Raw genomic sequence first — 24,819 nt, 5'->3', positions numbered from 1 at the left:
CTCCGCCCATGGACGCTGACCCCACGATCTTCGGCGGACCGGCGTTGGAGGGACCGCCCGGCGACGGCCTCATCCGGTCCATCGAGGAAGAGCTCGACGTGAGGTTGCCCGCGGCCTACGTCGCGCTGAGTCGGATCCACAACGGCGGATACCTCGCTCGCAACGGCTATCCCTCCCCATCGCCGACGACATGGGCGGACGACCATGTCGGCGTCACCTTCATCGCCGCCATCGGCAGGACGGCACGGTTCAGCCTGTGTGGCGAGACTGGAAGCGCCTTCTGGGTCCACGAGTGGGGATACCCAGACGTCGGTGTCTACTTCGCTGACTGTCCCTCCGCTGGGCACGACATGATCGCCCTCGACTATCGAGTCCCCGGCGAGCCCAGCGTCGTGCACGTCGACCAGGAAGCGAGCTACCGGATCACCCCCATCGCCCCCGACTTCGTCACGTTCGTGAACGGCCTGGTGTCGGTTGACGAGTTTGCGTGGTGACGTCCGGAAGGGATGAATTTCCCCGTCGCGCCTGTGCAACTGCCTGTTGCTCGTGCCTAGACTCGTCTCCATGATCAGCCCCGTCGCCGATGAGACCCCGCGGGTCGACGGCCGCCGTTCGGCGGCAGCAGCCCGCCGACACCAGCGCGAGCGCGAGATCCTCGACGCGACGCGCGCGCTCTTCGACCAGCGGGGTGTGCGGGACGCACAGATCGAGGACATCGCCCAGGCGGTCGGCATCAACCGGGCCATCGTCTATCGCCACTTCACCGGCAAGGAGGAGCTCTTCGCCCTCACGCTGGTGGGCTACCTCGACGATCTGCGGGGGCTCCTGCGCGAGAGCGTGCACGGGCTCGACGCAGCCGAGGAACGGTTGCGGGCGACCGTGAGCGCCTTCGTCGACTTCGGCCTGGATCACCCCGCCTTCGTGGACTGCGCGCAGACGTTGATGCGGCGCACCGGTCCCGAGCTGCTCGAGGAGATCAGCGAGAGCGCGATGTTCCGTCTCGGCCGGGCGATCTCGAGCTGCCTCACCGTGGTGGCGCGCGTCCTCGATGACGGCATCGAGTCCGGCGACTTCCACGTCGAGGACACCACCCTGCTCGCCAACCAGCTCTACGCCAGCGGCCTCGGTTCCCTCCAGCTGGCGCGCGTCGGGATGCTGGTGAGCGAGGCCGCGCCCGGCATCCCGCGCATCCACCGCGTCACGGGCGAGCAGGTCAAGACCTATCTCGTCACCTCGGCGCTCGCCCTGGCCCACCAGGGCATCTGAGCACCAGGGCATCTGAGCACCAGACCGCTAGAGCCCCAGGTCGTCCAGCGCGGTCATCACTGAACCGTGGTAGGTCGGGAAGGCGAAGTGCATGCGTCGAACGGTCGACGGCGGGACCTTCGCGTGGATGGCGAGCGCCAGGAGCGCGACGAGGTCGCCGCCGGTCGGGCCGACGGCGCTGGCACCCACCAGCAGTCCCGTCGACGCGTCCGCGACCAGCTTGATGTGACCGAGGTTGCCGGCCCCGTCGAGCCAGCCCCGGGCGGACCCGCTGATGTCCGCGAAGCCGGTGCGGACGTCGAGACCCTGCTTGCTCGCCTGCTCCTCGCTCAGGCCGACGGACCCGATCTCGGGGTCGGTGAAGGTGACCCGGCTGACGGCGCGGTAGTCGGCGATCGGGCCGTCCTCACCCAGGATGTCGGCCTTCGCCACCTCGGCCTGGTAGCTCGAGACGTGGGTGAAGCGACCGTGGCCGGTGATGTCACCGATCGCCCAGAGCTTCTCCCCCGCCCGCATCCGCTCGTCGGTCTCGACCCGGGGTGCGCTCGGGTCCAGGCCGACGGCCTCGAGCCCGATGTCGGTGACGTTGTCGCTGCGACCCGCAGCCACGAGCAGTCGTTCCGCCTCGACGCGGAGGTCGCCTGCGGTGACGGTGAAGCCCGCGTCATGGTCGACTCGGGAGATCTCCACGCCTGTGTGCACGGTGATGCCCTCGTCGTCGAACACCCGCGTGACCAGCGCGCTCGACTCGGGTTCCTCCACCGCGAGCAGCCGGTCGGCCATCTCGAGGACGGTGACCTCGACACCGAAGCGGGCCATCGCCTGGGCGATCTCGCAGCCGATGGGGCCGCCCCCGATGATCGCCAGGCTCGCCGGCAGCTCGGTGACCTGCACGACGTCACGGTTTGTCCAGTACGGCGTCTGGTCGAGCCCGTCGATGGGCAGCACGAGCGGCTCGGTGCCGGTGTTGAGGACGACACCGCGGGCAGCGGTGTACGAGACGCCGTCGACCTCCACGACGCCGGGCGCAGTCAGCCGCCCGCGACCGCGGACCAGGCGCACCCCGGCTTTCTGCACCGCGTCCGCGTTGGCATCGTCGGTCCAGCCCTTCGTCGCCTCGTCGGTGATCCGACCCGCCGGACGGGACCAGTCCGGGGTCACCGACGCGGGCCCGCTGAGGCGGTCCGCGAGGTGCACGCTGCCGATGAGATGGGAGGCGCGGATCATCAGCTTGGTCGGCGTACACCCGTAGAAGGGGCACTCGCCGCCCACCAGGTGCATCTCGACACCCACGACGTCCAGACCCGCCTCGGCCAGCTCCGTGGCCAGCTCCTGACCTCCCGGACCGAGCCCGAGGACGATGACGTCACACGCGACGTGTTGGCTCATGCCAGGCCGCTCAACGGTCCAGGTGACGGGCCCGGGCGAAGCAGAAGAGTCCGTAGCACGCGATGCCCAGCGCGATCGCCAGCAGCATCGGCACCCCGAACGGCTGCTCGAGGACGGTCTGCAGGGCCTGGTCGAGGCCGCCCGACTTCTTCGCCTTGTGCGTGATCGCGGCATAGGCGAACAGCCCGCCGACGATCATGATCGCGATGCCCTTGGCGATGTAGCCGATCTTGCCGAAGAGGACGTAGGTGGAGCCGTCCTTGCCGGACTGACCCTGGGCGTCGAGGTGCTCGGTGAATTTCTCGGTCCAGCCTCGGATGATCAGCGAGATGCCGTACGCGATGACGCCCAGCGCCACCGCGCCGACGATCAGCTGGCCACCGGGCAGGCCCATCAGCTTGGCCGTCGTGGAGTCGGTGCCGCCGCTGGAGCCGTCTCCGGCTGCGGTCTTGATCGCGCTCCAGGCCAGCGCGCCGTAGATGACAGCCTTCCCGAGCGATCCGGCACGCTTGCGCCACTTCTTCTTGTCGTCGGACTCGTCGCGGTAGCCGGTCGCGAACTCCAGCAGCCGCCAGGCGACGAGGAGCAGCATGCCGATGGCGACCAGCCACACCAGGAAGGCACCCATCGGCTGCTCCGCCAGCGAGTGGAGAGCACCGGCGTTCGACGCGCTCTCCGACTTGTCACCCAACGCCAGCTGGGCGGCCAGCCAAGCGACAATCAGGTGGACGACCCCGTAGGCCACCAGTCCGGCGCGGACCGCGTGGTCAATCCAGTCGCTCTGGTCGGCTTTGCGCCCCAGCTCGTCAGCCTTCTCGGCAACTTCTCCCATGGGCACACCCAACCATGCGCACCGTGGGGCGCGGCTCACCCCTGGGGTCACGACGTCAGCGGGTCAGGCAGGCCCAGCGGGTGTGGCCTTGGCGATCGCGCCGAGGATGCCGTTGACGAACGTGGGCGACTCGTCGGTCGACAACTCGCGCACCAGCGCGATGGCTTCGGAGACCGCCACCGCGTCGGGCACGTCGTCGACATACGTCATCTCGAAGACGCCGATGCGCAGGACGTTGCGGTCGACCGCGGGCATGCGGGCCAGGGTCCATCCCTGGCTGTACGTCGACAAGACCTCGTCGATGCTGGCCTGGTGCTCGACGACCCCACGCACGAGCAGGTCCGTGTAGTCGTTCGTCGGGCCTTCGCCCTCCGCGATGGCGCGGTCGAGCGCCACGACGGCGTTCTCGCTGCGCATCTCCGAGGCGTAGAGCAGGTCGAGAGCGCGCTTGCGGGCCTTGCCGCGAGCAGACACTCTCAGCCCTTGACGCGGCCGAGGTAGGACGAGTCGCGAGTGTCGACCTTGACCTTCTCGCCGCTGGTGATGAAGAGCGGGACCTGGATCTGGTGCCCGGTCTCGAGCGTCGCAGGCTTGGTGCCACCGGTGGAGCGGTCGCCCTGCAGGCCCGGCTCGGTCTCGGCGATCAGCAGCTCGACGGAGGCCGGCAGCTCCACGAAGAGCACCCGGCCCTCGTTGGTGGCCACGATGGCGTCCTGGTTCTCCAGCATGAAGTTCTTCGCGTTGCCGACGACCTCGGGGGCGACCTCGAGCTGGTCGTAGGTCGAGGTGTCCATGAAGACGTAGGACGTGCCGTCGTTGTAGAGGTACTGCATGGTGCGCTTGTCGACGTTGGCCGTCTCGACCTTGGTGCCGGCGTTGAACGTCTTGTCGACGTTCTTGCCGGACTCGACGTTGCGGAGCTTGGTGCGCACGAATGCCGGGCCCTTGCCGGGCTTGACGTGCTGGAACTCGACGACGGCCCAGAGCTGGCCCTCGATGTTGAGGACCATGCCGTTCTTCAGGTCATTGGTGGTTGCCATGCGCGCCAGTCCGCCTTCTCGTCGTGTGTCTGCCCTCGACCCGACTCGGGCCGACCGCCAAGTCTAGAGGGCGGCCACGAGGCTTGAGGAAATGGGCGTCCCGTGACCATGACCTCTGACGTCATGGACCCCACGCGGTCCCACGTCGAGGCTGGACGCATGACAACGACAACGGACGCCCTTCACCTCCACGACGACCTCACCCACCCGGCCCTGCGGCCGTTCCTGCTGGGCGACGCCGCCCTCACCACCGCCAACGGCCTCGTCTACCTGCTCACCGCCCGATGGCTCGCCGAGCTCTTCGGGGTCGGCACCTCGGTGCTCCTCGGCCTCGGCGCCTTCCTGGTGCTGGTCGGCGCAGGAGTCGCCTACCTCGCCACCCGCCGACCCGTGCCGCGCACGGGCCTCCTCGAGCTGGCCGCCCTCAACGCCGCCTGGGTCGCAGCCAGCCTCGCCTATGCAGTGGCCGGCGACCTCACCACCGTCGGCCGGGTGTGGGACGTCCTCCAGGCGGTCCTGGTGGGAGCCTGTGCCGCCGGCCAGCTGTGGTTCGCGCGACGTGGCTGAGCTGGCCTGCCATCGTGGGCACATGACCGTCGAGCCCGAGCTCCTGCAGGACCACGTCGGGGCGTTGGTACGCCGCTGGCGCGAACGCCGTCGCCTGTCCCAGCAGGCGCTGTCGGACCGTTGCGGGGTGTCCACCCGGCACCTGTCCTGCATCGAGACCGGCAAGTCCGTGCCGAGCCCGACGATGATCGGCCAGCTGGGCAGTGCCCTCGATGTCCCGCTGCGAGTGCAGCGGCGGATGTTCACCGCCGCCGGCTTCGCTCCCGGCGCCACCGAGCTCCCGCTCGACTCCCCCGCGCTGGCCCAGGTGAACGAGGCTCTCGAGCTCATCCTGGCCGGCCACGAGCCCTACCCGGCGCTGGTCATCGACGGCGGGTGGGACCTGGTGGCGGCCAACGAGGCGGCATACCGCCTGCTGGCAGACATCCCCGCCGACCTGCTCGAGCCCCCGGTCAACGTCGTCCGGCTCACTCTCGACCCGCGCGGGCTGGCTCCCCGGATCGTCAACCTCGACGAGTGGCGGGCTGGGATCCTCCACCGCATCCAGCACGAGTTCGACACGTCCGGCGACCCGCGGCTGGGTGAGCTCCTCGCCGACCACCCCGCCCCGCAGCACTCCACGCCGCCCGACATCGTGCAGACCGTGCGGTTCCGGTATGGCGACGACGTGCTGTCGTTCCTCACGACGACCACCGTCTTCGGGACCCCCCGGGACGTGACGGTGGCGGAGCTGGCGATCGAGGCCCTCTATCCGGCCGACGCCGCGACCCGCGATCAGCTGACGGCGTCGGCGACCGCGGACAGTGCCTCGCGGTAGCCGTCGATCCCTCGACCAGCAATGGTCAGCATCGCGTGCGGCTCCACCACCGAGGTGTGCCGGAACTCCTCGGGACGCTGCTTCGGGTCCGAGATGTGCACCTCGACGAGCGGGGCGCTCAGCTGTGCGCACGCGTCCCAGAGCGCGAGCGAGTAGTGCGTCCAGGCGCCGGCGTTGAGCACGACCGGGGTGCCGTCGTCGGCCGCCCTGTTGAGCCAGTCGAGCAGCTCGCCCTCGTGGTTGGTCTGGCGGACCTCGACGTCCAGGCCCACGGCACTTCCCCAGGCGATGCACCGTTCGGCGAGCTCGGAGTGCGTGGTGTGGCCGTAGATCTCCGGCTGCCGGCGACCCAGGCGGCCGAGGTTGGGTCCGTTGAGGACGAGGACCTTCACGACGCCGAGCCGATCCCCGAGTCGTTCAGTGCCGCGTATGCCGCCCGCAGGTGCTCTTCGGACGGGCCGGCCAGGATCCGTGGCCGAGCCAGGTCGTCGAGCACCACGAAGCGCAGCTGGTTGCCCCGCGACTTCTTGTCCACCTTCATCACGGCGTGCAGGTCCTCGAAGGAGGCGTCGGCGAAGGTCGTCGGGAGGCCGACGCGCGCGAAGACGGCGCGGTGCCGATCGACGAGTGCGGGGTCGAGGGACCCGGCCCTGGCGGCCAGCTCCGCGACGTACACCGATCCGATGGCGACGGCCTCGCCGTGGCGGACGGCGTAGTCAGTGGTCCGCTCGATCGCGTGGGCGAGTGTGTGGCCGTAGTTGAGCACCTCGCGGCCCGGGTGGCCCTCCCCAAGATCGGCAGAGCCGCCCATCTCCTTGAAATCCTCGATGACGACGTCGATCTTGACCCGGATGGCCCGCTCGATCAGCTCACGGGTGACCGGGGAGTCGGCCGTCAGGTCGGCCGGGTCGGTGGACTCCACGAGGTCGAGGATGACCGGGTCGGCGATGAAGCCGCACTTGATGACCTCGCCGAGCCCGGCGACGAGCTCTGCTCGCGGCAGCGTCGCGATCAGGGACAGGTCGCACAGCACCCCGGCCGGCTCGTGGAAGGCACCGACGAGGTTCTTGCCCGCGGGGGTGTTGATGCCCGTCTTGCCGCCCACGGCCGCGTCGACCATCCCGAGCACCGTGGTCGGCACGTGGACGACCCGCACTCCTCGCAGCCACGTGGCTGCGACGAACCCGCCGAGGTCGGTGGTGGCGCCACCCCCGAAGGTGACGACGGCGTCCGAGCGGGTGAAGCCGCTCTCGCCGAGTGCCTGCCAGCAGTCGGCCGCCACCGGCGCGGTCTTGGCTCGCTCGCCGTCGGGCAGGCCCAGCGCGAGCACGTCGTAGTGCTCGACCAGCGAGTCGACCAGGGGCTGCACGAGCTCGCCCAGCTCGCCCGCGTAGAGGACGGCGACCCGCTCCACGGACTCGCCCAGCATGGCGGGCAGTTGTCCGGCCAGGTCGTGGCCGACGACGACGTCGTACGGCGCAGCGCCCCCGACGTGCAGCACGGTGTCGTTCATCCGCGTCCCTCTCGGGCGAGCGCGGCGACGATCTCGGAGGCCACCTCGTCGGGCGTGCGTGCGTCGGTGTCGACCACCATCGTGGCGGTCGACTCGTAGATCGGCGTGCGCTCGTCGAGCAGGGCCTTGACCCGCGACCGGACGTTGCCCAGCAGCAGCGGGCGGCCCACTCCCAGCCCGACGCGCTTGACTGCTTCGGCGAGGCCGACGCGGAGGAAGACCACGGTCTGTCCGGCCAGCAGCTCGCGGGTGGCCGGGTCGAGGACGGCCCCGCCCCCGAGTGAGAGCACGCCGTCGTGGGTGGCGAGCGCGTCGGCCACGGCCGCGGCCTCACGGGTGCGGAAGTAGCCCTCCCCGGAGTCGACGAAGATCTCGGCGATCGTGCGCCCCTCGGCGTCCTCGACGTCGTTGTCGGTGTCGCGCGCAGCCACGCCCCAGGCGGTCGCCAGCAAGGAGGCCACCGTGCTCTTGCCGGCCCCCATCGGGCCGATCAGGACGACCCGGGGGTTCATCTGAACCTCAGCGTGTCCAGGTAGCCCTCGACGTTGCGGCGGGTCTCGCCCACCGAGTCGCCGCCGAACTTCTCGAGCACGGCCTCGGCCAGGACCAGCGCCACCATGGCTTCGGCCACGATCCCCGCAGCCGGCACGGCGCACACGTCGGAGCGCTGGTGGTGGGCGACGGTCTCCTCGCCTGTGGCGACGTCGACCGTCCTCAGTGCCCGGGGGACGGTCGCGATCGGCTTCATGGCGGCGCGGACACGAAGGACCTCACCCGTGGACATCCCGCCCTCGGTGCCGCCCGAGCGACCGGACGTACGCCGCAGGCCCCCCGGGGTGGCGACGATCTCGTCGTGCGCCAGCGAGCCCGGGGTGCGGGCGGTCTCGAATCCGTCGCCGACCTCGACGCCCTTGATCGCCTGGATGCCCATGAGCGCACCGGCAAGGCGTGCGTCCAGCCGTCGGTCCCAGTGCACGTGGGATCCGAGCCCCGGCGGGAGTCCGTGGACGACGACCTCGACGATCCCGCCGAGGGTGTCACCGTCCTTGTGCGCCTGGTCGATCCGCTCGACCATCGCTGCCGCGGCTTCGGGGTCCAGGCAGCGCACCGGGTCCGCGTCGAGGCGCTCCACGTCCCCGGGCTCCGGGACCGAGCCCGCGGGAGCGCGCACCCCACCCAGCTCGACCACGTGACTGACGACCTCCGCACCGACGGACTGGAGGAGGAAGTTGCTGGCGACCCGGCCGAGCGCGACCCGGGCCGCGGTCTCGCGGGCGGAGGCACGCTCCAGGATCGGGCGGGCCTCCTCGAAGTCGTACTTCTGCATGCCGACCAGATCGGCGTGCCCGGGTCGCGGCCGGGTCAGTGCGGCGTTGCGAGCCAGCGCCTCCAGCTCGGCGGGGTCCACCGGGTCGGCCGACATCACCTTCTCCCACTTGGGCCACTCGGTGTTGCCCACCTGGATCGCGACGGGTCCGCCCATGGTCTCGCCGTGGCGGACGCCGCCGGTGATCGTCACCTCATCGGCCTCGAACTTCATCCGTGCGCCCCGGCCGTAGCCGAGCCGGCGCCGCGCAAGCGCGTCGGAGATGTCGGCAGAGGTGATCTGGACGTGAGCCGGCATCCCCTCGAGGATGGCGACCAGGGAGGGGCCGTGGGACTCGCCCGCGGTGAGCCAACGCAGCATTGGCGCAGTCTTTCACGCGAGCACTTCTGCTCGACCCCGGCGCTGCGCGGCGAGATGGTGCTGCCGCTGCGCGGCGAGATGGTGGCGCCGTCAGGCGGCGAGGTCGCCCCACATCCAGACCGCGAACGCCGGCCCAGCGACGATCCCGAGCAGGGCCCCGATCAGCATCCATGGTCCGAAGGGGTTGTGACGCCGGTCGACCACCTTGAGGGCGATGAGCAACAGTCCGCCTGGTGCGCCCAGCACCCACGCCGAGGCGCCGCCGAGCGCGAGCTCTCCCCAACCGAGGTAGCCCAGGACGATCCCGAGGATGCCGCTGAGCCGGACGTCGCCGTACCCGGTCCCGGGGGGGTAGATCAGCCACGCGAGGAAGTAGTACCCCCCGAGGACGGCCCAGCCGATGGCTGCTCGCACCAGGAGCCACGGGTCACCGCTCGCCAGCGCGGCGATGACGACCAGCAGGATCAGCGCGATGTAGGTCCGCTTGATGATCCACGTGGGCAGCAGCCGGGTCCGCCAGTCGATGAGAGCCAGGGCCACGCCGACAGGCACCAGCGGGACCAGGAAGAGCAGCGACCAGTCGAGTCCGACTGCCCCACCGACCAGGGCCCCCACGATCGCGCAGGTCACGGTGCTGCCCGGTGCCAGACGAGGTCCGGCCGCGATGTCGACGTACAGCTCCTTCTCCTCGACAGCCTGTGCAAGCCCCGACTCGAGCCCCGACTCGAGCCCCGACTCGAGCTCAGCGTCGGACTCGGACTCGAGCTCGAGGTCCGGTTCGGGCTTGGGTTCGGGCTCGGGCACCGCTGCGATGAGCCGCGGCACGAGGAGTCCGAGCAATCCGCACAGGAGGCCCGCCACGAGGGCACCGAGGACGCTCAAGGGGACGTCCGCTCCGCCAGGGCCCGCTCCCCGGCCGCCCGCATCGCGGCCACGGGCGCGGGTGCGCCGGTGAACAGCTCGAACTGGACGGCCGCCTGGTGGACCAGCAGGTCGAGCCCACCCACCAGCACCCGGTCGCCGACCGATGCCGCCAGCGGGGTGGGCCATGGGTGATACGTCACTTCGAAGACGACCGGTATGTCGCTGCACGCCGCCACGAGACGCGCGTCCTGTGCCTCCGGCGGGATCGTGGACGCCACCAGGTCGGCCTCCAGTGCGGTCAACTCGTCGAGCCGGCGCGCCGTGACGTCCGGGCGGCCGGGGTGGCTGGCCACCGTCTCGACTGCCTCGAAGGCACGCTCGGTCGAGCGGGCGAGGATCTCCAGTCGGCGTACGCCCAGGTCGGCCAGCGCGAGCCCGACCGACGTCGCGGTGGCGCCACCGCCGATGATCACTGCGCTCGCCAGCGGTGCCGACGTGCGTTCCCGGATGGCCGCGATCGCCCCCGGGATGTCGGTGTTGTCGCCGAGCAGACGGTCGTCCTGGAGGACGATCGTGTTGACGGCGCGTGCGAGCCTTGCCCGCTCGGTCAGCTCGTCGACCAGCGGCACAGCCTCGCGCTTGAGCGGCATCGTCAGCGAGAGGCCGCGCCAGTCGCCGGTCGGGTCCTGGCGCAGGCCGTCCACGAAGGCGGGAAGCCCGCCGGAGCCGACCCGGTGGGCGGCGTACTCCCAGTCCAGGCCCAGGGCGTCGTAGCCCGCCTGATGGAGGACCGGCGAGAGCGAGTGAGCGATCGGGTCACCCAGCACCCCGCACCGACGCGCCATCAGCAGGCGTCGGACGTGGTGCAGTACTGGGTGAACTCATCCTTGTAGTCCAAGAACTCGTCGTAGGTCTCGGCGAACTTGGTCTCGCCGGTCGCCAGGTCGACCGTGACGTAGTAGTACCAGCCACCGTCGGCGGGGTTGGCCGCGGCGGCGATGGCCGCGTCGCCCGGCGCCTCGATCGGCGTCGGCGGCAGACCCACCCGGGTGTAGGTGTTGTAGGGCGTGTCCTGCGCCAGCTGCTCGGTGGTCAGGGCGACCCCGAGCTCCTGGTCGAGGCCGTAGTTGACGCTCGCGTCGATCTGCAGCAGCCCGTTGGTGCCGCCCTTGTCGCCCGGTCCGTCGAGACGGTTGTAGATGACCCGGGAGATCTTGGGCATGTCGTCGCCGCGGCCCTCGGCCTCGATCAGCGACGCGATGATCATCAGCTCCGCCGGCGTCTTGCCCAGCTCGGCAGCCTTCTCCTCGAGACCGGCTTCGTCCGCGGCCTGCCGCCAACGGTCCACCATCTTGGCCAGGATGTCCTTGGGCTTGTCCTTCGGACCGATCTCGTAGGTCGCCGGGAACAGATAGCCCTCGGGGTTGCCCTCAGCGTATTCGGGGAGGCCGATGGCGGCGTCGTCGGCCAGTGCCGCGTTCCACTTGGCTGCGCCCCACTCGGTGTCTTTCGCCAACAGGGTGACGATGTCCTCCACCCGCAGTCCTTCCGGCACGGTGACGACGCTCTTGACCTGGTTGGCCGGGTCGAGCAGCACGGCGAGAGCGTCCTCGGCGGCCATCTCCTTCTTCAGCTCGTAGAAACCGACCTGGATCCCGGAGGAGTCCGGGTCGGCAGCGGCTGCGTCGAGGAAGGACTGCACCGACGCGACCACGCCCTCGGCCTTGAGGTTGCGGCCGATGGCCGCAACTGCGTCGCCCTCACTGACCTCGAAGGCCACCTTGCCCTTGCCGGGGCCGGAGAAGTCCTCCGCGGTCGAGAACTGGCCCTGGACCCAGTCCACCCCCCGGTCGACGGCAAAGTAGAAACCACCCACGATCACAGCCAGCGCGACCAGCACGGCCAGACAGCCGGGAAGTCCGCGCTTCTTCTTCGCGCGACGCGACCCGCCCTCGTAGTAGCCGTCATCCTCGACGGTGGTCTCTTCACTCACTGCTCGACCTCGACGATCTCTCCAGGCGCGGTGCCACTCGCGCGTTCGGTGTCCAATGCGTTCTGCAGGATGAGTACGGCGGCTGCCATGTCGACCACCGATCGCCGGTCCTGTCCCTTGCGACCGCGGTCGCGGAGCATGGACTCCGCCGATACGGTGGTCAGTCGCTCATCACACAGTCTGACTCGTACGGGCGCGATCTGCCGCGCCAACACGGCAGCGAAGCCGCGCACCTTGAGCGCCGACGGGCCCTCGTCCCCCGACAACGAGCGGGGCAGCCCGACGACCACCTCGACCGCTTCGGTCTCCCGGACGAGCCGAGCCAGCCGCGACACGTCACCTCGACCGCGACGCACCGTCTCGACGGGCGTCGCCAGGAACCCGCTGGGGTCGCTCCGCGCGACCCCGATCCGGGCGTCTCCCGGATCCAGTCCGAGGCGTACTCCGCTCCGCACGACTCAGCCGGCCGTCCGGGCGATCTCGGTGCTGACCAGGACCAGGGCCTCGTCAAGACGAGTGGCGTCGCTGCCGCCGCCCTGCGCGACGTCGTCCTTGCCGCCGCCCTTGCCGCCGATGAGCGAGCCGACGGCGCGCACGAGATCGTTGGCGCTCACGCCGCGCTCGCGTGCGAGGTCGTTGACCGCCGCGACGACCGCGACCTTCCCGCCCTGGACACCAGCGATGACCACGGCCCCCGGGCGGGACGAGTCGAGCCGTGCCCGCACGTCCATCGCGAGGGTGCGGACGTCGCCGCCGCCCGCGCCGTCGACGCGGTGCGCCACGACGGCGACGCCGCTGACATCGGCCGCCTGCGCCGCGAGATCCGATCCGCCCGCCAGCAGCTGGACCATCCGGGCCTTCTCGACCTCCTTCTCGACCGACTTGAGGCGGTCGACGAGGTCGCTGACGCGTCCTACGAGGGAGTCGGGCTGGGTCTTGAGCATGCCCGTCAGCTGGGCCACGACATCGCGCTCACGGGCGAGGTAGTCGAAGCCCTCGACGCCGGTGAAGGCCTCGATGCGCCGACTGCCCGAGCCGACGCTGGCCTCGCCGGTGACCACGATGGTGCCGATCTGGGAGGAGTGGTCGACGTGCGTCCCGCCGCAGAGCTCGCGCGACCACGGTCCGCCGATCTCGACGACGCGCACCTGGGTGTTGTCGTAGGTCTCGCCGAAGAGCGCGATCGCGCCCCAGTCCTTGGCCTGCTCCAACGTCATGTAGTCCCAGGCCACGGGCAGGTCGGCGCGCAGCGCCTGCTGCGAGACCTGCTCGATGTCGCGCACCTGCTGACGGCTCAAGGCCTGCGTCCAGCCGAAGTCGAGACGGAGGTAGCCCGGCCGGTTGAAGGACCCCGACTGGAGGGCACTGGGGCCCAGGACCTCGCGGAGCGCCGCGTGCACGACGTGCGTGCCCGAGTGAGCCTGCCGGGCGCCGAGCCGCCAGCCGGGGTCGACCACGGCGTGGAGTCCAGCAGCGTCCGCCGACAGCTCGCCCTCGGTGACGCGCACCTGGTGGACGACCAGTCCCTTGATGGGACGCTGCACGTCGAGCACCTCGAGCCGGCCACCCTCGAAGACGATGGTCCCGGCATCAGCCGCCTGTCCGCCGGACTCGGCGTAGAAGGGCGTGCGGTCCAGGACGAGCTCGCCGACCTCGCCCTCACCCAGGGCCCGGACGGGCGCACCGCCGGAGAGCAGTGCCAGCGGCTTCGACTCGGTCTCGAGGGTCTCGTAGGCGAGCCACTCCGTGGGCCCGTGCGTGTCCAGGAGGCCGCGGTAGACCGTGGTGTCGGCGTGCTGCCCCTTCTTCGACTTCGCGTCGGCCTTCGCGCGGTCCCGCTGCTCGGCCATCAGGGCGCGGAAGCCCGGCTCGTCGACGGTGAGGCCCTGCTCGGAGGCCATCTCGAGGGTCAGGTCGATCGGGAACCCGTAGGTGTCGTGCAGGGCGAAGGCCTGGTCGCCGCCGAGCGTCGCGGCGCCGGCCGTCTTCGCGTCCCGGGCGGCCAGGTCGAAGATCTGCGTGCCGGCCTGCAGTGTCTTGCGGAAGGCGTCCTCCTCGGCATAGGCCACCTGCGCGATGCGCTCCCAGTCGGTGACCAGGTTGTCGTAGGTCGGACTCATCGCGTCGCGGGAGACCGGCATCAGCTCGGGCAGCGCGGGATCGTCGAAGCCCAGGAGGCGCATGGAGCGTACGGCGCGGCGCAGGAGCCGGCGCAGGACGTAGCCGCGTCCCTCGTTGCCCGGGGTGACGCCGTCGCCGATCAGCATCATCGAGCTGCGCACGTGGTCGGCAACGACGCTGAACCTGATGTCGTCGACATTGGTGCGATCGGCGCCGTATGTCTTGCCGGTCAGCTGCTCGGCCCGTGCGATCACCGGGTGCACGATGTCGATCTCGTACATGGTCCGCTTGCCCTGTAGCAGCAGCGCGACGCGGTCCAACCCCATGCCGGTGTCGATGTTCTTCTTGGGCAGGGACCCCGCGATGTCGAAGTCGGACTTGGTGCGGACGGCGCTGAGGTCGTCCTGCATGAAGACCAGGTTCCAGATCTCCAGCAGCCGGTCCTCGAGCTCGACGGGCATGTCGGGGCCGAGCGTGGCCGTGTCGAAGTCAGGGCCGAAGTCCGGGCCGCGGTCGAACAGGATCTCCGAGCACGGGCCGCCTGGGCCGGGAACCCCCATTGACCAGTAGTTCTCCTTGGGGCCGAGCTGGATGATCCGCTCACGCGGCAGCCCGGTGACCTTGATCCAGAGCTCGATGGCCTCCTCGTCGCCAACCAGCACGGACGGGTAGAGGCGGTCCCGGTCCAGCCCGTAGCCGCCGTCGGCCACCGGCTTGGTGATCAGGTCCCAGGCCAGCTCGATCGCGCCTTCCTTGAAGTAGTCGCCAAACGAGAAGTTGCCGCACATCTCGAAGAAGGTCGCGTGCCGCGTCGTCTTGCCGACGTCCTCGATGTCGGGTGTGCGGATGCACTTCTGCACGCTCGTGGCGCGACCAAAGCCCGGGGACTCCTGACCGAGGAAATAGGGCTTGAACGGGACCATGCCAGCGTTGACGAACAGCAGGTTGGGGTCGTCGGCGAGCGTCGAGGCGGAAGGCACCACCGCGTGTCCGGCAGCCTCGAAGTGCGCGAGGAAGCGGCGGCGGATCTCGGCGGTGTCCATCAGTGGTCCTTCATCGTGTCGTGTGTCGTCAGCTCGGGAACCCCATGAGGCACGAGGCCCATGCGCTCGCGCAACTCGGCTTCCTTCTCGGCCTGTCCGGCGGCCACCTCGTCGCGGAAGAGTCTCACGCCGACCCCGATTCCACTCAGCCGATCCTTGAGACCGGCCGAGGTGAGGGCCTCGGCAGCCCTCCGGGCGCGGGACATCGCATAGACGCCTGCCCCCGCTCCGGCCACGAACCACAGCGATCTGGCCATCAGGCGGCGTCCTCCCCGTCCTGCCCCTCGACAGGGTGTGCGCGTTCTCGGGCCTGGACGTCACGGAGCGCGGCCTTCATGTCGGCACGGCGCTGCTTGCGCGAACGCTTGACCTCGCGCTTCATCTCGAACCTGATCCGGTTGCGCGTCTCGGCCGACAGGGCTCGCCGGAGACCGTGCGCCAGACCGGCGGCCTTGATCACGGTCTCTCGAGCCACGATGTCCGCGAACATCGGGGCGTCGATACGCGCGGACACGACTCCGTCGACGGTGGCCACGGGGTCCAGGTCGGCGTCGTCGAGGCGTGTGATGACGTAGGACGACGGGTCGGCCGCGACGGGTCCCGCAGTCCCGGGTGGTCCCAACCGCTCGGGCCGCTCGGGCCGCGCGGGCCGCTCGGCCTCGAGCGCCTCGAGCGCCTCGAGCGACTCAACTCGTGCGACAAGCCGGCGGGAGGTGCGCCACAGCTGGGCACAGACGACCAGCAGGACCAGCGCCACTGCGCCTCCCGCCGTCATCCACAGCCCGACCTGGTCACCGTTCATCTGCGAAACCCTATAACCCGGCCGTCAGGCGGGCTGGGGGCGCTGGCAGGAGGGCCGGCTCCCGGGTACCTGCCCCTCATCGAACGCGGTGCACCGCAAGCGCCGCCACAGGAGGACCCATGACGGGGTCAAGCGCGAGTGGTACGCGGAGATCCTCGAGTAGCGGCCGGACGAGAACTCGGTCACGTTCCACACGGCTTGTCTGAACGAGGAGCCCGGCACACCACGGATGCCGGGCCCTCCAAGCATTTCAGGAGCGAGAATCGGCGCGCACAGGAACTACGGGCGCGCTCCAGGCCCTATGGTGCTGAGAGGCTTAGCACCTATCCCAGGAGGCAAGACGTGCACGACGGCGCTGAGTACGTCGGGGACGACTTCTACTGCGACGTCGCCCTTGCTCATCCCGCGGAGCTCGACATCGTGCACGAGGACGATCGGGTGCTCGCCTTCCACCACACCAAGCCGAAGTGGGAGTTCCACCTCGTGGTCATCCCGAAGCGGCACATCGCTTCGCTGACTCGTGCCTCCGCGATCGACCAGGACGACGTCGCCGCCGTGCTCAAGGTCGCCCAGTCGCTGGCGCGAGGCGTGGAGGAGGAGCTCGGGGCTCAACCAGTCATGAGCAACCTGGGCAACTACCAGGACTCGCAGCACCTGCGCGTCCACATCCATTCCGGCGCGCGTCTTCGCTCCTCCTCCTCCCCGCTCGTCTCGAACGATGACGCAGTCGCCGAATGAGATCGTCGCTGGGTTCGCACGGCAGCTGACCGGCCTCGGCTGGGTGAGGGCGCTCCACGTCGGTGGTTCACTCGCGACCGGTGACCACCATGACGGCGTCAGCGATCTGGACCTCGTGGCGGTGACGGCCGACGTCCTGAGCCGGGAGCAACGCGCCGCCGTCACCGCGATCCACCACGCCGTCGAACCCACCAGCAAGCTGGGGTGCACCTACGTCCCCGCCGATCTCTTCGACCGACCCGGTCAGGAGCACGACACCTGGACGCACGGGCAGTTCATCCGACGCCGACTCTCCGGGATCGCCCGAGCCGAGCTGGCCCAGCACGGCTATGCCGTCTTCGGCGTGCAGCCCGCCGACGTCTGGCCCAGCATGAGCGCGGACGACATCGCGCGTGCGGCGGGCGAGGAGCTGACCGGATACTGGTCGTGGGCAGTACGCCGACCGTGGCTGTGGCTCGGAGCCGACCACCTCGACCTGGCGGTCACCACGATGCTTCGCGCCGACCGCGCACTGGCAACAGGCGAGCTCATCACCAAGTCGGCGGCCCTCGAGGACTCGTCGCGCTGTGACGTCCCGACCGCGCTCGCGGCGGCAGTGCGCGCCCGTCGCGCCGGTCGGACCACGCATGGCTGTGCGCGACGACCCCTGGACGCTCTCGCGTCGTGGCGGCTGACCCTGGACATGATCAGGAAGGCTCGGGCCGACCCGCGGCTGACGTCACACGCCTGAGCGACGGACGCGGGCCCACTGGTAGTGACCGCCAACCTGGCCGCGACTCCACGTGCCGAAGGCCAGGATCTCGCCCATGGCCGAGAGCAGCGACTGGATGTCCTCGTCAGTGCGGCTGTAGAAGTAGCGGCCGTGCTGGTCGGTCCACTCCCGCTCCTCGGTGCCACCCCATATCCCCACCTCGATGAGGCCCCTCGGCCGCACGACCCGCTGCATCTCGGCGAGCGCGGTCCTCATGCCGTCTGCCGGGAGGTGCATCAACGTGCTCATCGACCAAGCGGCATCGAATGACCCGTCTGCGAAGGGCAGGGTCACCGCCGATGCCTGGACGGCCTTCAGTCCCAGACCGCTGCACATCCTCGCGGCCGCGGAGGTGAAGTCCACGCCTGCGTAGTCGAGTCCGGCGGCGTGCAGGACCGTTCCGTCCCGCCCGGCACCACAACCCACCTCGACCACCGAGGACAATCCTTCGTCGCCGCACCGGTGAAGGAACTCCGTCAACCGAGTCTCCCGGTGCTCGCCCAAGGGACGATCTGCCCGGTCGCTCATCTCCCGGTCGTAGTAGCTGCGAAGGGCTTCCTCGATCCCCGGCACGCCAGCGCGATCCACGGCTATCTCGCCTTCCCGCGGATGATCTGACGGACGCGCTCCCAGCGGTCCTTGATCGCCGCCTCGGCACCCAGTGCGGTCGGCCGGTAGTAGGCCGCTTCCGCGATCACGTCCGGGGCGTACTGCTGCTCGGCAATGCCGAAGGGCTCGTCGTGGCTGTAGACGTAGGGCTTGGGAGCGCCCTTGTTGTGCCCCAGCTTCTCCGCCCCGGCGTAGTGCCCGTCACGCAGGTGCGGCGGGACGTTGCCGATCTTCCCCGCCCGGACATCGGCGCTGGCGGCGTCGATGGCCAGGATGACCGCATTCGACTTCGGGGCGATGGCCAGCGCGATGGTGGCCTGGGCCAGGTTGAGCCGCGCCTCCGGCATGCCGATCAGCTGGACGGCCTGCGCGGCGGCCACCGCCGTGGTCAGGGCCGAGGGGTCAGCGAGTCCGACGTCCTCGCTGGCCAGGATCACCAGGCGGCGTGCGATGAAGCGGGGGTCCTCGCCTGCCTCCATCATCCGCGCGAGGTAGTGCAACGAGGCATCGACGTCCGAGCCGCGCACCGACTTGATGAAGGCGCTGATCACGTCGTAGTGCTGGTCGCCCTGGCGGTCGTAGCGCACGGCCGCCTGATCGACTGCCGTCTCGGCCGTGGCAACGTCGATCAGCGTGTTGTCCTGGGAGCGTGCCGCGCCGGCAGCCGCCTCGAGGTAGGTCAGCACGCGGCGGGCGTCGCCGCCGGCCAACCGGACGAGGTGAGCCTGCGCGTCCTCGTCGATCTCGAAGCCGCCTGCAAGTCCACGCTCGTCGACGAGGGCCTGCTCCACGACGGCGACGATGTCGTCGTCGGTCAGCGACTCGAGCCGGAGCAGCAGGCTGCGCGAGAGCAACGGGGAGATCACCGAGAAGAACGGGTTCTCCGTCGTCGCCGCCACCAGGGTGACCCAGCGGTTCTCCACGCCCGGAAGGAGCGCGTCCTGCTGGGCCTTGGTGAACCGGTGCACCTCGTCGACGAAGAGCACCGTCTCGCTACCCCCGCGCGCGAGCTCGGACCGGGCGGCGTCGATGGCTGCGCGTACCTCCTTGACCCCAGCCGCGACAGCCGAGACCTCGACGAACCGCCGCTTGGTCTGCTGACTGACGATCGAAGCGATGGTCGTCTTGCCGGTGCCGGGAGGTCCCCACAACAGCAACGACATCGACTGATCGCCCTCGATCAGCTGCCGCAGCGGAGATCCCGCTGCCCGTAGCTGTCCCTGCCCGACGAGCTCGTCGAGCGTGCGCGGTCGCATGCGCACCGCGAGCGGTGCTGAGGCGTGCGTGTTGGCGCCCAGTGATCCCTTGCCGACAGCGGAGACGGGCACGCCCGTCCCCGCGTGTTCGGGTATGTCGAAGAGGGAGTCCACTCAGGCCGAGGTCAGCTGCTTGGTCTTGAGGTCATACCACTCCGGCTCGTAGCCCGGGCCCGTCATCAACGGCGCGGCGGTCGCGGTGCCGGTCGGGGTGCCCTGGTCGTCGACGCCGAGCAGCTCGGTCGTCACCGGGGTCGCCGGGTGGGCACCCAGCTCGCCGGCGAAGTGACAGGCGACCTTGTGCCGCCAGCCGATCTGCAGCAACGGCGGCTCGACCCGTGCGCAGATCTCCTGCGCATACGAGCACCGGGTGCGGAAGCGGCAGCCGGACGGCGGGTTGATCGGGCTCGGCACATCGCCCTCGAGGCGGATGCGCTCGCGACGACCACCGATCGCCGCCTGCTTCACGTCCGGGACGGCCGAGATCAGCGCTTGGGTGTAGGGGTGGTGCGAGTGGGAGTAGAGAGTCTCGCGGTCGGCGATCTCGACGATCTTGCCGAGATACATCACCGCCACCTCGGGGCAGAAGTGCCGCACGATCGCCAGGTCGTGGGCGATGAAGAGGAAGGCGATGTCGAACTCCTTCTGCAGGTCCTGCAGGAGGTTGACGACCTGGGCCTGGATGGAGACGTCGAGGGCCGAGACAGGTTCGTCGGCCACCAGCAGCTTCGGGTTGAGCGTCAGCGCGCGGGCGATACCGATGCGCTGCCGTTGGCCGCCGGAGAACTCGTTGGGATAACGGTTGTAGTGCTCCGGGTTGAGACCGACGACCTCGAGGAGCTCCTGGACCCGTCCGAGGATCTTGTTCTTCGGGACGATGTCGTGCACCGCCAGCGGCGCGCCCACGATGGCGCCCACGGTGTGGCGGGGGTTGAGCGAGGTGTAGGGGTCCTGGAAGATCATCTGGACGTCGCGACGGTAGGGCTTCATCTCCCGTTGGGAGAGCTGCGCGAGGTCCTTGCCCTCGAACATCATCGAGCCGGCGGTGGGGTCGTAGAGCCGGGTGATCAGGCGACCGGTGGTGGACTTGCCGCAGCCGGACTCGCCCACCAGGCCGAGGGAGCCGCCGCGGGGCACCTGGAAGGAGATGCCGTCCACGGCCTGCACGTGGCCGATGGTGCGGCGCAGCAGGCCCGACGACTTGACCGGGAAGTACATCTTGAGGTTTTCGACCTCGAGCACTGCCTCCGCGGTCGGGTCGAGCCTCGACGCGGTGTGGCCCTCGAAGTTGCTGGCGATCGCGATCTCGTGGTCGCTGTAGCCGTCCTCCTGGACGCCGACTGCACCGTCGGCCGGGACAGTGGTCTCGCGCTCCCCGGTGTCGGCGGCACTGGCGCCCACCTCGCTCGGTGCGATTTGTGCTTCAGCGTTGGGGTCCTGGGTCATCGGATCTCCTCGACCAGGTCGGGAGCGATCTCCGGCAGGACTTCGGCCCGGTAGATCGCGTCGGGGTTGGCCAGGTGACAGCGCTTGAGGTGCTCGATGCGGCCCGAACCCGGTGCCAGCTCGGGCATCTTGTCGTAGCACAGCCGCCCGGGCACCTTGTCCTTGAACCCGCAGCGCGGGTGGAAGGCACAGCCGGTGGGCGGGCTGAACAGGCTGGGCGGGTTGCCCGGAATGGGGATCAGCCGCGCGTCGGTGCTGGCGGAGATGTCGGGGATGCTGGACAGGAGACCCCAGGTGTAGGGCATCTCCGGGTGCGTGAGGATCTCCTTCGTGGTGCCGTACTCGACGCAGCGGCCGGCGTACATGACCAGCACGTCGTCGGCTGTCTCGGCGATGACCCCGAGGTCGTGGGTGATGATGATGACCGCGGAGTTGAACTCGCGCTGGAGGTCCTGCAGGAGATCGAGGATCTGCGCCTGCACCGTCACGTCCAGGGCGGTGGTGGGCTCGTCGGCGATGAGCAGGGACGGGTCGTTGATCAGGCCCATCGCGATCATCGCGCGCTGCCGCATACCGCCGGAGAACTGGTGCGGGAAGTCGTCGACCCGGCTGTCGGGCTGAGGAATGCCGACGCGGTCGAGCATCTCGATGGCCTTGCGCCGGGCATCGCGATCACTCGCGTCGGGGTGGTGGACCTGGTAGGCCTCTGCGAGCTGCGCACCGATCTTGTAGAACGGGTGCAGGGCCGCGAGCGCGTCCTGGAAGATCATCGAGACGGTGTTGCCACGAAGCTTGCGGAAGCGGTTCTCGGAGAGCCCCACGACCTCGGTGCCGTCGATACGGATCGAGCCGGTGATCTTGCTCGACTTGGCATCGTGCAGGCCGAGGACGGCCATGCTCGACACGGACTTGCCCGAGCCGGACTCGCCCACGATGCCGAGGGTCTTGCCCATCTCCACGGAGTAGCTCAGGCCTTGCACCGCCGAGACGGGTCCGTCCTCGGTGGGGAAGGTGACCGTGAGGTCCTCCACCACGAGGATCGGGCCCTCGGTGCGGCCGGCGGTGGAGTCGGAGCCGGAACTTGGGCCGGGACTTGAGCTGGGAACGGTGCTGGTCACGAAAGCCTCACCCTGGGGTCGAGAAAGCTGTAGACGACGTCGACGATCAAGTTGCTGCAGATGAGCATCACCGAGGAGAACAGCGCGGTGGCTGCCACCACGGGCAGGTCCTTGTTGCCCACCGCCTGCAGGCTCCAGTAGCCGATGCCCTGGATCTCGAAGATGCGCTCGGTGAAGATGGTGCCGGCGAGCAGGGTGCCGAAGTCGATGCCGAAGATGGTCACGACGGGCACCAGCGCGGCGCGCAGGCCGTGCCGGTAGACGACGGTGCGTGCGGGCAGTCCCTTGGCCTTCGCGGTGCGGATGTAGTCCTCGCTCAACGCCTCGACCATGGCACCTCGCGTGTAGCGCGTGTATTGGGTGCAGCCGAAGATGCCGAGCGCGACCCAGGCCAGGAACAGGCCCCCGAACCACTTCAGCGGTCCCTCGGAGAACGGTGAGAAGTAGCCGACGTCGGAGACGAACGGTGCCTCCCACAGGACGGTGAGATAGAGCCAGGTCAGCAGCGCGAACAGGTAATAGGGGATGGAGCTGAGGAACAAGAAGCTGGAGACGAGCGCTTTGTCGGCCACCGAGCCCCGCCGTCGAGCGGCGGCGACGCCGATGGGCACGCCCAGCAGCAGATAGAGGAAGGCGCCGCCGACAGCGACCGAGATGGTCGCGGGCAGACGACTGACGAGCTCCTCGGTGACGGGCTGCTTCGTGTTGTAGGACAGACCCAGGCAAGGCGCGTCGCACTGGTAGACGTCGGTACGGAACGCGATCTCGCGACCGAAGGCGACGCCCTTCACGAACTTGCCGTACTCGGTGTAGATCGGGTTGTCGTAGCCAAGGCTCTTTTCGTAGGCCACGAGTCGCTCCGGGCTGCAGCGGACGCCCAGCTCGCGGTCGCAGATGGGCTTCGCCGGGCTGGACGGGCCGTACCAGAACAGGACAAAGACCCCCATGGACACCAGGGTCACGACGAGGAAGCCCGAGATCAGCCGCTTGACGATATACGCGAACATCGCAGTCTCTCCCAGAGATGGGTGGAGGGGATGGAGGGTGATGAACACCCGGGCTGGCGAGTGGGGGCTCCTGGTCCAGGAGCCCCCACCCGACAGGTGAAGCTGTGTTGCTCAAACCTTGCTACAAGGAGTGACACTCACCGTGAAGACTCACGGTAGAGGGTCACTGCATCACGAAGAAGTCCTTGTAGTTCGGCGCACCCAGAGCAGCGTCGCCGCTCGGGTTGCCGATCTTCTCACCGAAGACGAACAGGTCGTTGCGGAACGCGGTGGGGATGATCGGGAAGAATTCTTCCATGATCTTCGCGTCCAGCTCGCCCCAGGCAGCGCCCTGCTCCTCGAGCGGCAGGCCGGCGATCTCTTCCATCTCGGCGTCGATCTCAGGCTCGGAGAAGAGCGCGGTGTTGTAGACACCGTCGCCGCTCAGGAGCGGGGGCAGCATGGTGGAGCCGGCCGGCCAGTCGGAGCACCAGTTGACGCCACGCAGGTTGAGGGTCTTGTTGACCTTGTCGTCCGGGTTCAACCAGATGTCGTAGGGCGAGACCTGGACCGGGATCGCCTTGACCTTGAAGCCGGCCGACTCGAAGCCCTTGGTGATCTGCTTCTGGACGGCAACGGCCAGCGGGTCGACCTCGTAGAAGATCATCGTGATCTCGTAGCCTTCTTCGCCAGCCTCGGCGAGGAGCTCCTTGGCCTTCTCCGGGTCGTAGACGATCTGCTCACCGTCCGGCTGGAAGCCCTCCTTCTTGCCCGCCATGCCGGGAGGCATGATCGAGTTGGCGGGAACGCGGGTCACGCCCGGAACCTCGCCGCCGGCCAGCCACACGTCCTGGTAGGGGTAGGCGTACGCCAGTGCCTTGCGGACGTTGATGTCGGTGATCTTGGTGTAGTCCGGCGTCAGCGTCGAGACGCACTGCGAGGTCTGCTGCACGAGACGCTCACCGAGCTCGGAGTTGGCCTGCTCGTACTTGTCCGAACCGATGGACGTGGCGATCGCGGTCTGCGAGTCGGAGTTGCCCGACAGCATGATCTGGTCGACCTTGGCCTGGTCCTGGTCGAACTTGATGATCCACTCGTCGACGTACTGGTGACGAGCCGGGTCGCTCTCGGCGATCCACTGGTCGTTCTTGGTGAGGATGAGCTCCTCAGAGGGCGTCCACTTCTCGATCTTGTAGGGACCGTTGGACAGCGGGTCGGTGCCGTAGTTCGGCGGCTGCGAAGCCTTGCCGAGCGGCGCCGGGCCCATCGCCATGAAGGCGCCCCAGTAGTCCATGTCCGGGAAGGGCTTCTCCATCTTGATGGTGACGTCCTGACCATCGAAGCTGATCGCGTCGTAGGCCTTGTCCTTGTCGGTGTAGGGACCGGCGTAGTCCTGACCGCCGGCGAAGTAACCCTTGGAGTACTCAGCACCGGGACCGGCAGGGAACGTCTCGGCGTCGAGCGAGCGCTGGATGCCCCAGGCCACCTCTTCGGCCGTGACGGGCTTGCCGTCCTCCCACGTCGCGTCATCACGAATCGTGAACGTCCACTCGGTGAAGTCCTCGTTGGGCACGCCCAGGTCGACCGCGAGGTCGGGGACCAGGACGGGCTGACCGTCCTCGCCACGCTTGTACTGCGTCAGCGAGCGGTGGGTCAGCGCCTGCTGGATCGAGTTGCCGAGGACTGACCAGCCATCGGTCGGGTCGAGCGAGTTGGGGCCGGGGTCGCCAGCGACGTACACCGTGACGGTGCCGCCTTCGGTGGCGCCTTCGACCTCCTGGGCGGGACCCTCGAGGGTCGCGTCCTTGGTGCCACCTTCCTGTGCTCCGAACTTCTTCTCGGTGCCCGTCGTGCCTTCATTCTCTTCACCGTCGCCGCCACCACAGGCGGCGAGAGTGATGAGAGCGGCACCGGCGACGAGCGCGAGCGGCTTGTTCCGCTTCATGTGTCCCAGCCTTTCTTATTCTGTGTACGTGCCGTC

Annotated in this window: 27 protein-coding genes; 6 read left to right on the top strand and 21 right to left on the bottom strand. The window is 69.2% G+C overall.

Going from position 1 to position 24,819, the window contains the following annotated elements; genetic code table 11:
- Window positions 1-8 precede the first annotated feature (8 nt).
- Together VNJ48_RS08390 and VNJ48_RS08385 are read left to right on the top strand one after the other, a co-directional pair.
- Complete coding sequence (locus tag VNJ48_RS08390) at window positions 9-494, top strand: SMI1/KNR4 family protein (RefSeq protein ID WP_325601003.1); 486 nt, start codon at window positions 9-11, stop codon at window positions 492-494.
- A 70-nt stretch (window positions 495-564) separates the two neighbouring features.
- Entirely contained in the window at window positions 565-1,266 is a 702-nt protein-coding gene (locus VNJ48_RS08385) for a TetR/AcrR family transcriptional regulator (protein ID WP_325601001.1), read from the top strand.
- Window positions 1,267-1,293: 27 nt separating this feature from the next.
- Here the strand turns inward: VNJ48_RS08385 and VNJ48_RS08380 are convergent, their stop codons facing one another.
- The 4 genes from VNJ48_RS08380 to efp form a co-directional block, all read right to left on the bottom strand.
- On the bottom strand, window positions 1,294-2,655 hold the full coding sequence (locus tag VNJ48_RS08380) for an NAD(P)/FAD-dependent oxidoreductase (RefSeq protein ID WP_325600999.1): 1,362 nt from the start codon (window positions 2,653-2,655) through the stop codon (window positions 1,294-1,296).
- Between the two features lie 10 nt (window positions 2,656-2,665).
- Entirely contained in the window at window positions 2,666-3,487 is an 822-nt protein-coding gene (locus VNJ48_RS08375) for a DUF1206 domain-containing protein (RefSeq protein ID WP_325600997.1), read from the bottom strand.
- Between the two features lie 63 nt (window positions 3,488-3,550).
- The gene (gene nusB / locus VNJ48_RS08370; protein WP_325600995.1) at window positions 3,551-3,961 is read right to left on the bottom strand and encodes a transcription antitermination factor NusB; all 411 of its coding nucleotides are present in this window, start codon (window positions 3,959-3,961) and stop codon (window positions 3,551-3,553) included.
- A 2-nt stretch (window positions 3,962-3,963) separates the two neighbouring features.
- Complete coding sequence (gene efp / locus VNJ48_RS08365) at window positions 3,964-4,527, bottom strand: elongation factor P (protein WP_297733542.1); 564 nt, start codon at window positions 4,525-4,527, stop codon at window positions 3,964-3,966.
- Between the two features lie 159 nt (window positions 4,528-4,686).
- Between efp and VNJ48_RS08360 the strand changes: the two genes are divergently transcribed.
- Together VNJ48_RS08360 and VNJ48_RS08355 are read left to right on the top strand one after the other, a co-directional pair.
- Window positions 4,687-5,094: a hypothetical protein gene (locus VNJ48_RS08360; RefSeq protein WP_325600992.1), complete on the top strand. Its 408-nt coding sequence runs from the start codon at window positions 4,687-4,689 to the stop codon at window positions 5,092-5,094.
- Window positions 5,095-5,116: 22 nt separating this feature from the next.
- Window positions 5,117-5,911: a helix-turn-helix transcriptional regulator gene (locus VNJ48_RS08355; protein WP_325600990.1), complete on the top strand. Its 795-nt coding sequence runs from the start codon at window positions 5,117-5,119 to the stop codon at window positions 5,909-5,911.
- On the opposite strand, the gene VNJ48_RS08350 is transcribed toward VNJ48_RS08355, so the two are convergent.
- From VNJ48_RS08350 to VNJ48_RS08300, 11 genes are all read right to left on the bottom strand, one after another.
- On the bottom strand, window positions 5,869-6,303 hold the full coding sequence (locus tag VNJ48_RS08350) for a type II 3-dehydroquinate dehydratase (protein ID WP_325600988.1): 435 nt from the start codon (window positions 6,301-6,303) through the stop codon (window positions 5,869-5,871). The two genes, VNJ48_RS08355 and VNJ48_RS08350, sit on opposite strands and share 43 nt — an antisense overlap.
- The gene (gene aroB / locus VNJ48_RS08345) at window positions 6,300-7,424 is read right to left on the bottom strand and encodes a 3-dehydroquinate synthase (RefSeq protein ID WP_325600986.1); all 1,125 of its coding nucleotides are present in this window, start codon (window positions 7,422-7,424) and stop codon (window positions 6,300-6,302) included. The genes VNJ48_RS08350 and aroB overlap by 4 nt, the downstream gene beginning before the upstream one ends.
- Window positions 7,421-7,936 carry a shikimate kinase gene (locus tag VNJ48_RS08340; RefSeq protein WP_325600983.1) on the bottom strand — a complete coding sequence of 172 codons (516 nt, stop codon included), beginning with the start codon at window positions 7,934-7,936 and terminating at the stop codon, window positions 7,421-7,423. Before VNJ48_RS08340 ends, aroB begins: the two co-directional genes overlap by 4 nt.
- A complete protein-coding gene (aroC, locus tag VNJ48_RS08335; RefSeq protein WP_325600982.1) occupies window positions 7,933-9,111 on the bottom strand; it encodes a chorismate synthase in 1,179 nt (392 codons plus the stop codon). Before aroC ends, VNJ48_RS08340 begins: the two co-directional genes overlap by 4 nt.
- Before the next feature lie 90 nt (window positions 9,112-9,201).
- A complete protein-coding gene (locus tag VNJ48_RS08330) occupies window positions 9,202-9,993 on the bottom strand; it encodes an A24 family peptidase (RefSeq protein ID WP_325600980.1) in 792 nt (263 codons plus the stop codon).
- Window positions 9,990-10,820 (bottom strand): shikimate dehydrogenase, encoded by an 831-nt coding sequence (locus VNJ48_RS08325; protein WP_325600978.1) that lies wholly within the window; start codon window positions 10,818-10,820, stop codon window positions 9,990-9,992. The genes VNJ48_RS08330 and VNJ48_RS08325 overlap by 4 nt, the downstream gene beginning before the upstream one ends.
- Window positions 10,820-11,968 (bottom strand): endolytic transglycosylase MltG, encoded by a 1,149-nt coding sequence (gene mltG / locus VNJ48_RS08320; RefSeq protein WP_325600976.1) that lies wholly within the window; start codon window positions 11,966-11,968, stop codon window positions 10,820-10,822. The genes VNJ48_RS08325 and mltG overlap by 1 nt, the downstream gene beginning before the upstream one ends.
- Complete coding sequence (gene ruvX / locus VNJ48_RS08315; RefSeq protein WP_325600974.1) at window positions 11,965-12,423, bottom strand: Holliday junction resolvase RuvX; 459 nt, start codon at window positions 12,421-12,423, stop codon at window positions 11,965-11,967. Before ruvX ends, mltG begins: the two co-directional genes overlap by 4 nt.
- Window positions 12,424-12,426: 3 nt before the next feature.
- A complete protein-coding gene (gene alaS / locus VNJ48_RS08310) occupies window positions 12,427-15,132 on the bottom strand; it encodes an alanine--tRNA ligase (protein WP_325600972.1) in 2,706 nt (901 codons plus the stop codon).
- Window positions 15,132-15,389, bottom strand: coding sequence for a DUF6167 family protein (locus VNJ48_RS08305; RefSeq protein WP_325600970.1), 258 nt, complete (start codon window positions 15,387-15,389; stop codon window positions 15,132-15,134). Before VNJ48_RS08305 ends, alaS begins: the two co-directional genes overlap by 1 nt.
- Window positions 15,389-15,934 (bottom strand): hypothetical protein, encoded by a 546-nt coding sequence (locus VNJ48_RS08300; RefSeq protein WP_325600968.1) that lies wholly within the window; start codon window positions 15,932-15,934, stop codon window positions 15,389-15,391. The genes VNJ48_RS08305 and VNJ48_RS08300 overlap by 1 nt, the downstream gene beginning before the upstream one ends.
- Window positions 15,935-16,276: 342 nt before the next feature.
- Here VNJ48_RS08300 and VNJ48_RS08295 point away from each other — a divergent pair, with 342 nt between their 5' ends.
- A complete protein-coding gene (locus tag VNJ48_RS08295) occupies window positions 16,277-16,672 on the top strand; it encodes an HIT domain-containing protein (protein ID WP_325600966.1) in 396 nt (131 codons plus the stop codon).
- Window positions 16,653-17,402, top strand: a complete 750-nt coding sequence (locus VNJ48_RS08290; RefSeq protein ID WP_325600964.1) for a nucleotidyltransferase domain-containing protein — start codon at window positions 16,653-16,655, stop codon at window positions 17,400-17,402. Before VNJ48_RS08295 ends, VNJ48_RS08290 begins: the two co-directional genes overlap by 20 nt.
- Here VNJ48_RS08290 and VNJ48_RS08285 read toward each other — a convergent pair.
- The 6 genes from VNJ48_RS08285 to VNJ48_RS08260 form a co-directional block, all read right to left on the bottom strand.
- On the bottom strand, window positions 17,391-18,011 hold the full coding sequence (locus VNJ48_RS08285) for a class I SAM-dependent methyltransferase (protein ID WP_325600962.1): 621 nt from the start codon (window positions 18,009-18,011) through the stop codon (window positions 17,391-17,393). The two genes, VNJ48_RS08290 and VNJ48_RS08285, sit on opposite strands and share 12 nt — an antisense overlap.
- 2 nt (window positions 18,012-18,013) lie before the next feature.
- Window positions 18,014-19,360, bottom strand: a complete 1,347-nt coding sequence (locus VNJ48_RS08280) for a replication-associated recombination protein A (protein WP_325600960.1) — start codon at window positions 19,358-19,360, stop codon at window positions 18,014-18,016.
- A 42-nt stretch (window positions 19,361-19,402) separates the two neighbouring features.
- Window positions 19,403-20,506, bottom strand: coding sequence for an ABC transporter ATP-binding protein (locus tag VNJ48_RS08275; RefSeq protein ID WP_414689928.1), 1,104 nt, complete (start codon window positions 20,504-20,506; stop codon window positions 19,403-19,405).
- 224 nt (window positions 20,507-20,730) lie between these two features.
- Entirely contained in the window at window positions 20,731-21,852 is a 1,122-nt protein-coding gene (locus VNJ48_RS08270) for an ABC transporter ATP-binding protein (RefSeq protein ID WP_414689924.1), read from the bottom strand.
- Entirely contained in the window at window positions 21,849-22,859 is a 1,011-nt protein-coding gene (locus VNJ48_RS08265; RefSeq protein WP_325600956.1) for an ABC transporter permease, read from the bottom strand. Before VNJ48_RS08265 ends, VNJ48_RS08270 begins: the two co-directional genes overlap by 4 nt.
- 163 nt (window positions 22,860-23,022) lie before the next feature.
- Window positions 23,023-24,783 (bottom strand): ABC transporter substrate-binding protein, encoded by a 1,761-nt coding sequence (locus VNJ48_RS08260; RefSeq protein WP_325600954.1) that lies wholly within the window; start codon window positions 24,781-24,783, stop codon window positions 23,023-23,025.
- Window positions 24,784-24,819: the final 36 nt, after the last annotated feature.

Origin of the sequence: Nocardioides sp. (genome assembly GCF_035576065.1) — a bacterium.
Classification (GTDB): Bacteria; Actinomycetota; Actinomycetes; order Propionibacteriales; family Nocardioidaceae; genus Nocardioides.
Note: the sequence above shows the minus strand (reverse complement) of the source record. Positions and strands in the feature narration are given on the sequence as shown.

Bases quoted from the DNA above. Each gene is read 5' to 3' on its own strand.
- VNJ48_RS08390 (WP_325601003.1), top strand. From the start codon at position 9: ATGGACGCTGACCCCACGATCTTCGGCGGACCGGCGTTGGAGGGACCG.
- VNJ48_RS08385 (WP_325601001.1), top strand. From the start codon at position 565: ATGATCAGCCCCGTCGCCGATGAGACCCCGCGGGTCGACGGCCGCCGT.
- VNJ48_RS08380 (WP_325600999.1), bottom strand. From the start codon at position 2,655: ATGAGCCAACACGTCGCGTGTGACGTCATCGTCCTCGGGCTCGGTCCG.
- VNJ48_RS08375 (WP_325600997.1), bottom strand. From the start codon at position 3,487: ATGGGAGAAGTTGCCGAGAAGGCTGACGAGCTGGGGCGCAAAGCCGAC.
- efp (WP_297733542.1), bottom strand. From the start codon at position 4,527: ATGGCAACCACCAATGACCTGAAGAACGGCATGGTCCTCAACATCGAG.
- VNJ48_RS08360 (WP_325600992.1), top strand. From the start codon at position 4,687: ATGACAACGACAACGGACGCCCTTCACCTCCACGACGACCTCACCCAC.
- VNJ48_RS08355 (WP_325600990.1), top strand. From the start codon at position 5,117: ATGACCGTCGAGCCCGAGCTCCTGCAGGACCACGTCGGGGCGTTGGTA.
- aroB (WP_325600986.1), bottom strand. From the start codon at position 7,424: ATGAACGACACCGTGCTGCACGTCGGGGGCGCTGCGCCGTACGACGTC.
- VNJ48_RS08340 (WP_325600983.1), bottom strand. From the start codon at position 7,936: ATGAACCCCCGGGTCGTCCTGATCGGCCCGATGGGGGCCGGCAAGAGC.
- aroC (WP_325600982.1), bottom strand. From the start codon at position 9,111: ATGCTGCGTTGGCTCACCGCGGGCGAGTCCCACGGCCCCTCCCTGGTC.
- VNJ48_RS08325 (WP_325600978.1), bottom strand. From the start codon at position 10,820: ATGGCGCGTCGGTGCGGGGTGCTGGGTGACCCGATCGCTCACTCGCTC.
- alaS (WP_325600972.1), bottom strand. From the start codon at position 15,132: ATGGACACCGCCGAGATCCGCCGCCGCTTCCTCGCGCACTTCGAGGCT.
- VNJ48_RS08305 (WP_325600970.1), bottom strand. From the start codon at position 15,389: ATGGCCAGATCGCTGTGGTTCGTGGCCGGAGCGGGGGCAGGCGTCTAT.
- VNJ48_RS08300 (WP_325600968.1), bottom strand. From the start codon at position 15,934: ATGAACGGTGACCAGGTCGGGCTGTGGATGACGGCGGGAGGCGCAGTG.
- VNJ48_RS08290 (WP_325600964.1), top strand. From the start codon at position 16,653: ATGACGCAGTCGCCGAATGAGATCGTCGCTGGGTTCGCACGGCAGCTG.
- VNJ48_RS08275 (WP_414689928.1), bottom strand. From the start codon at position 20,506: ATGTACTTCCCGGTCAAGTCGTCGGGCCTGCTGCGCCGCACCATCGGC.
- VNJ48_RS08265 (WP_325600956.1), bottom strand. From the start codon at position 22,859: ATGTTCGCGTATATCGTCAAGCGGCTGATCTCGGGCTTCCTCGTCGTG.
- VNJ48_RS08260 (WP_325600954.1), bottom strand. From the start codon at position 24,783: ATGAAGCGGAACAAGCCGCTCGCGCTCGTCGCCGGTGCCGCTCTCATC.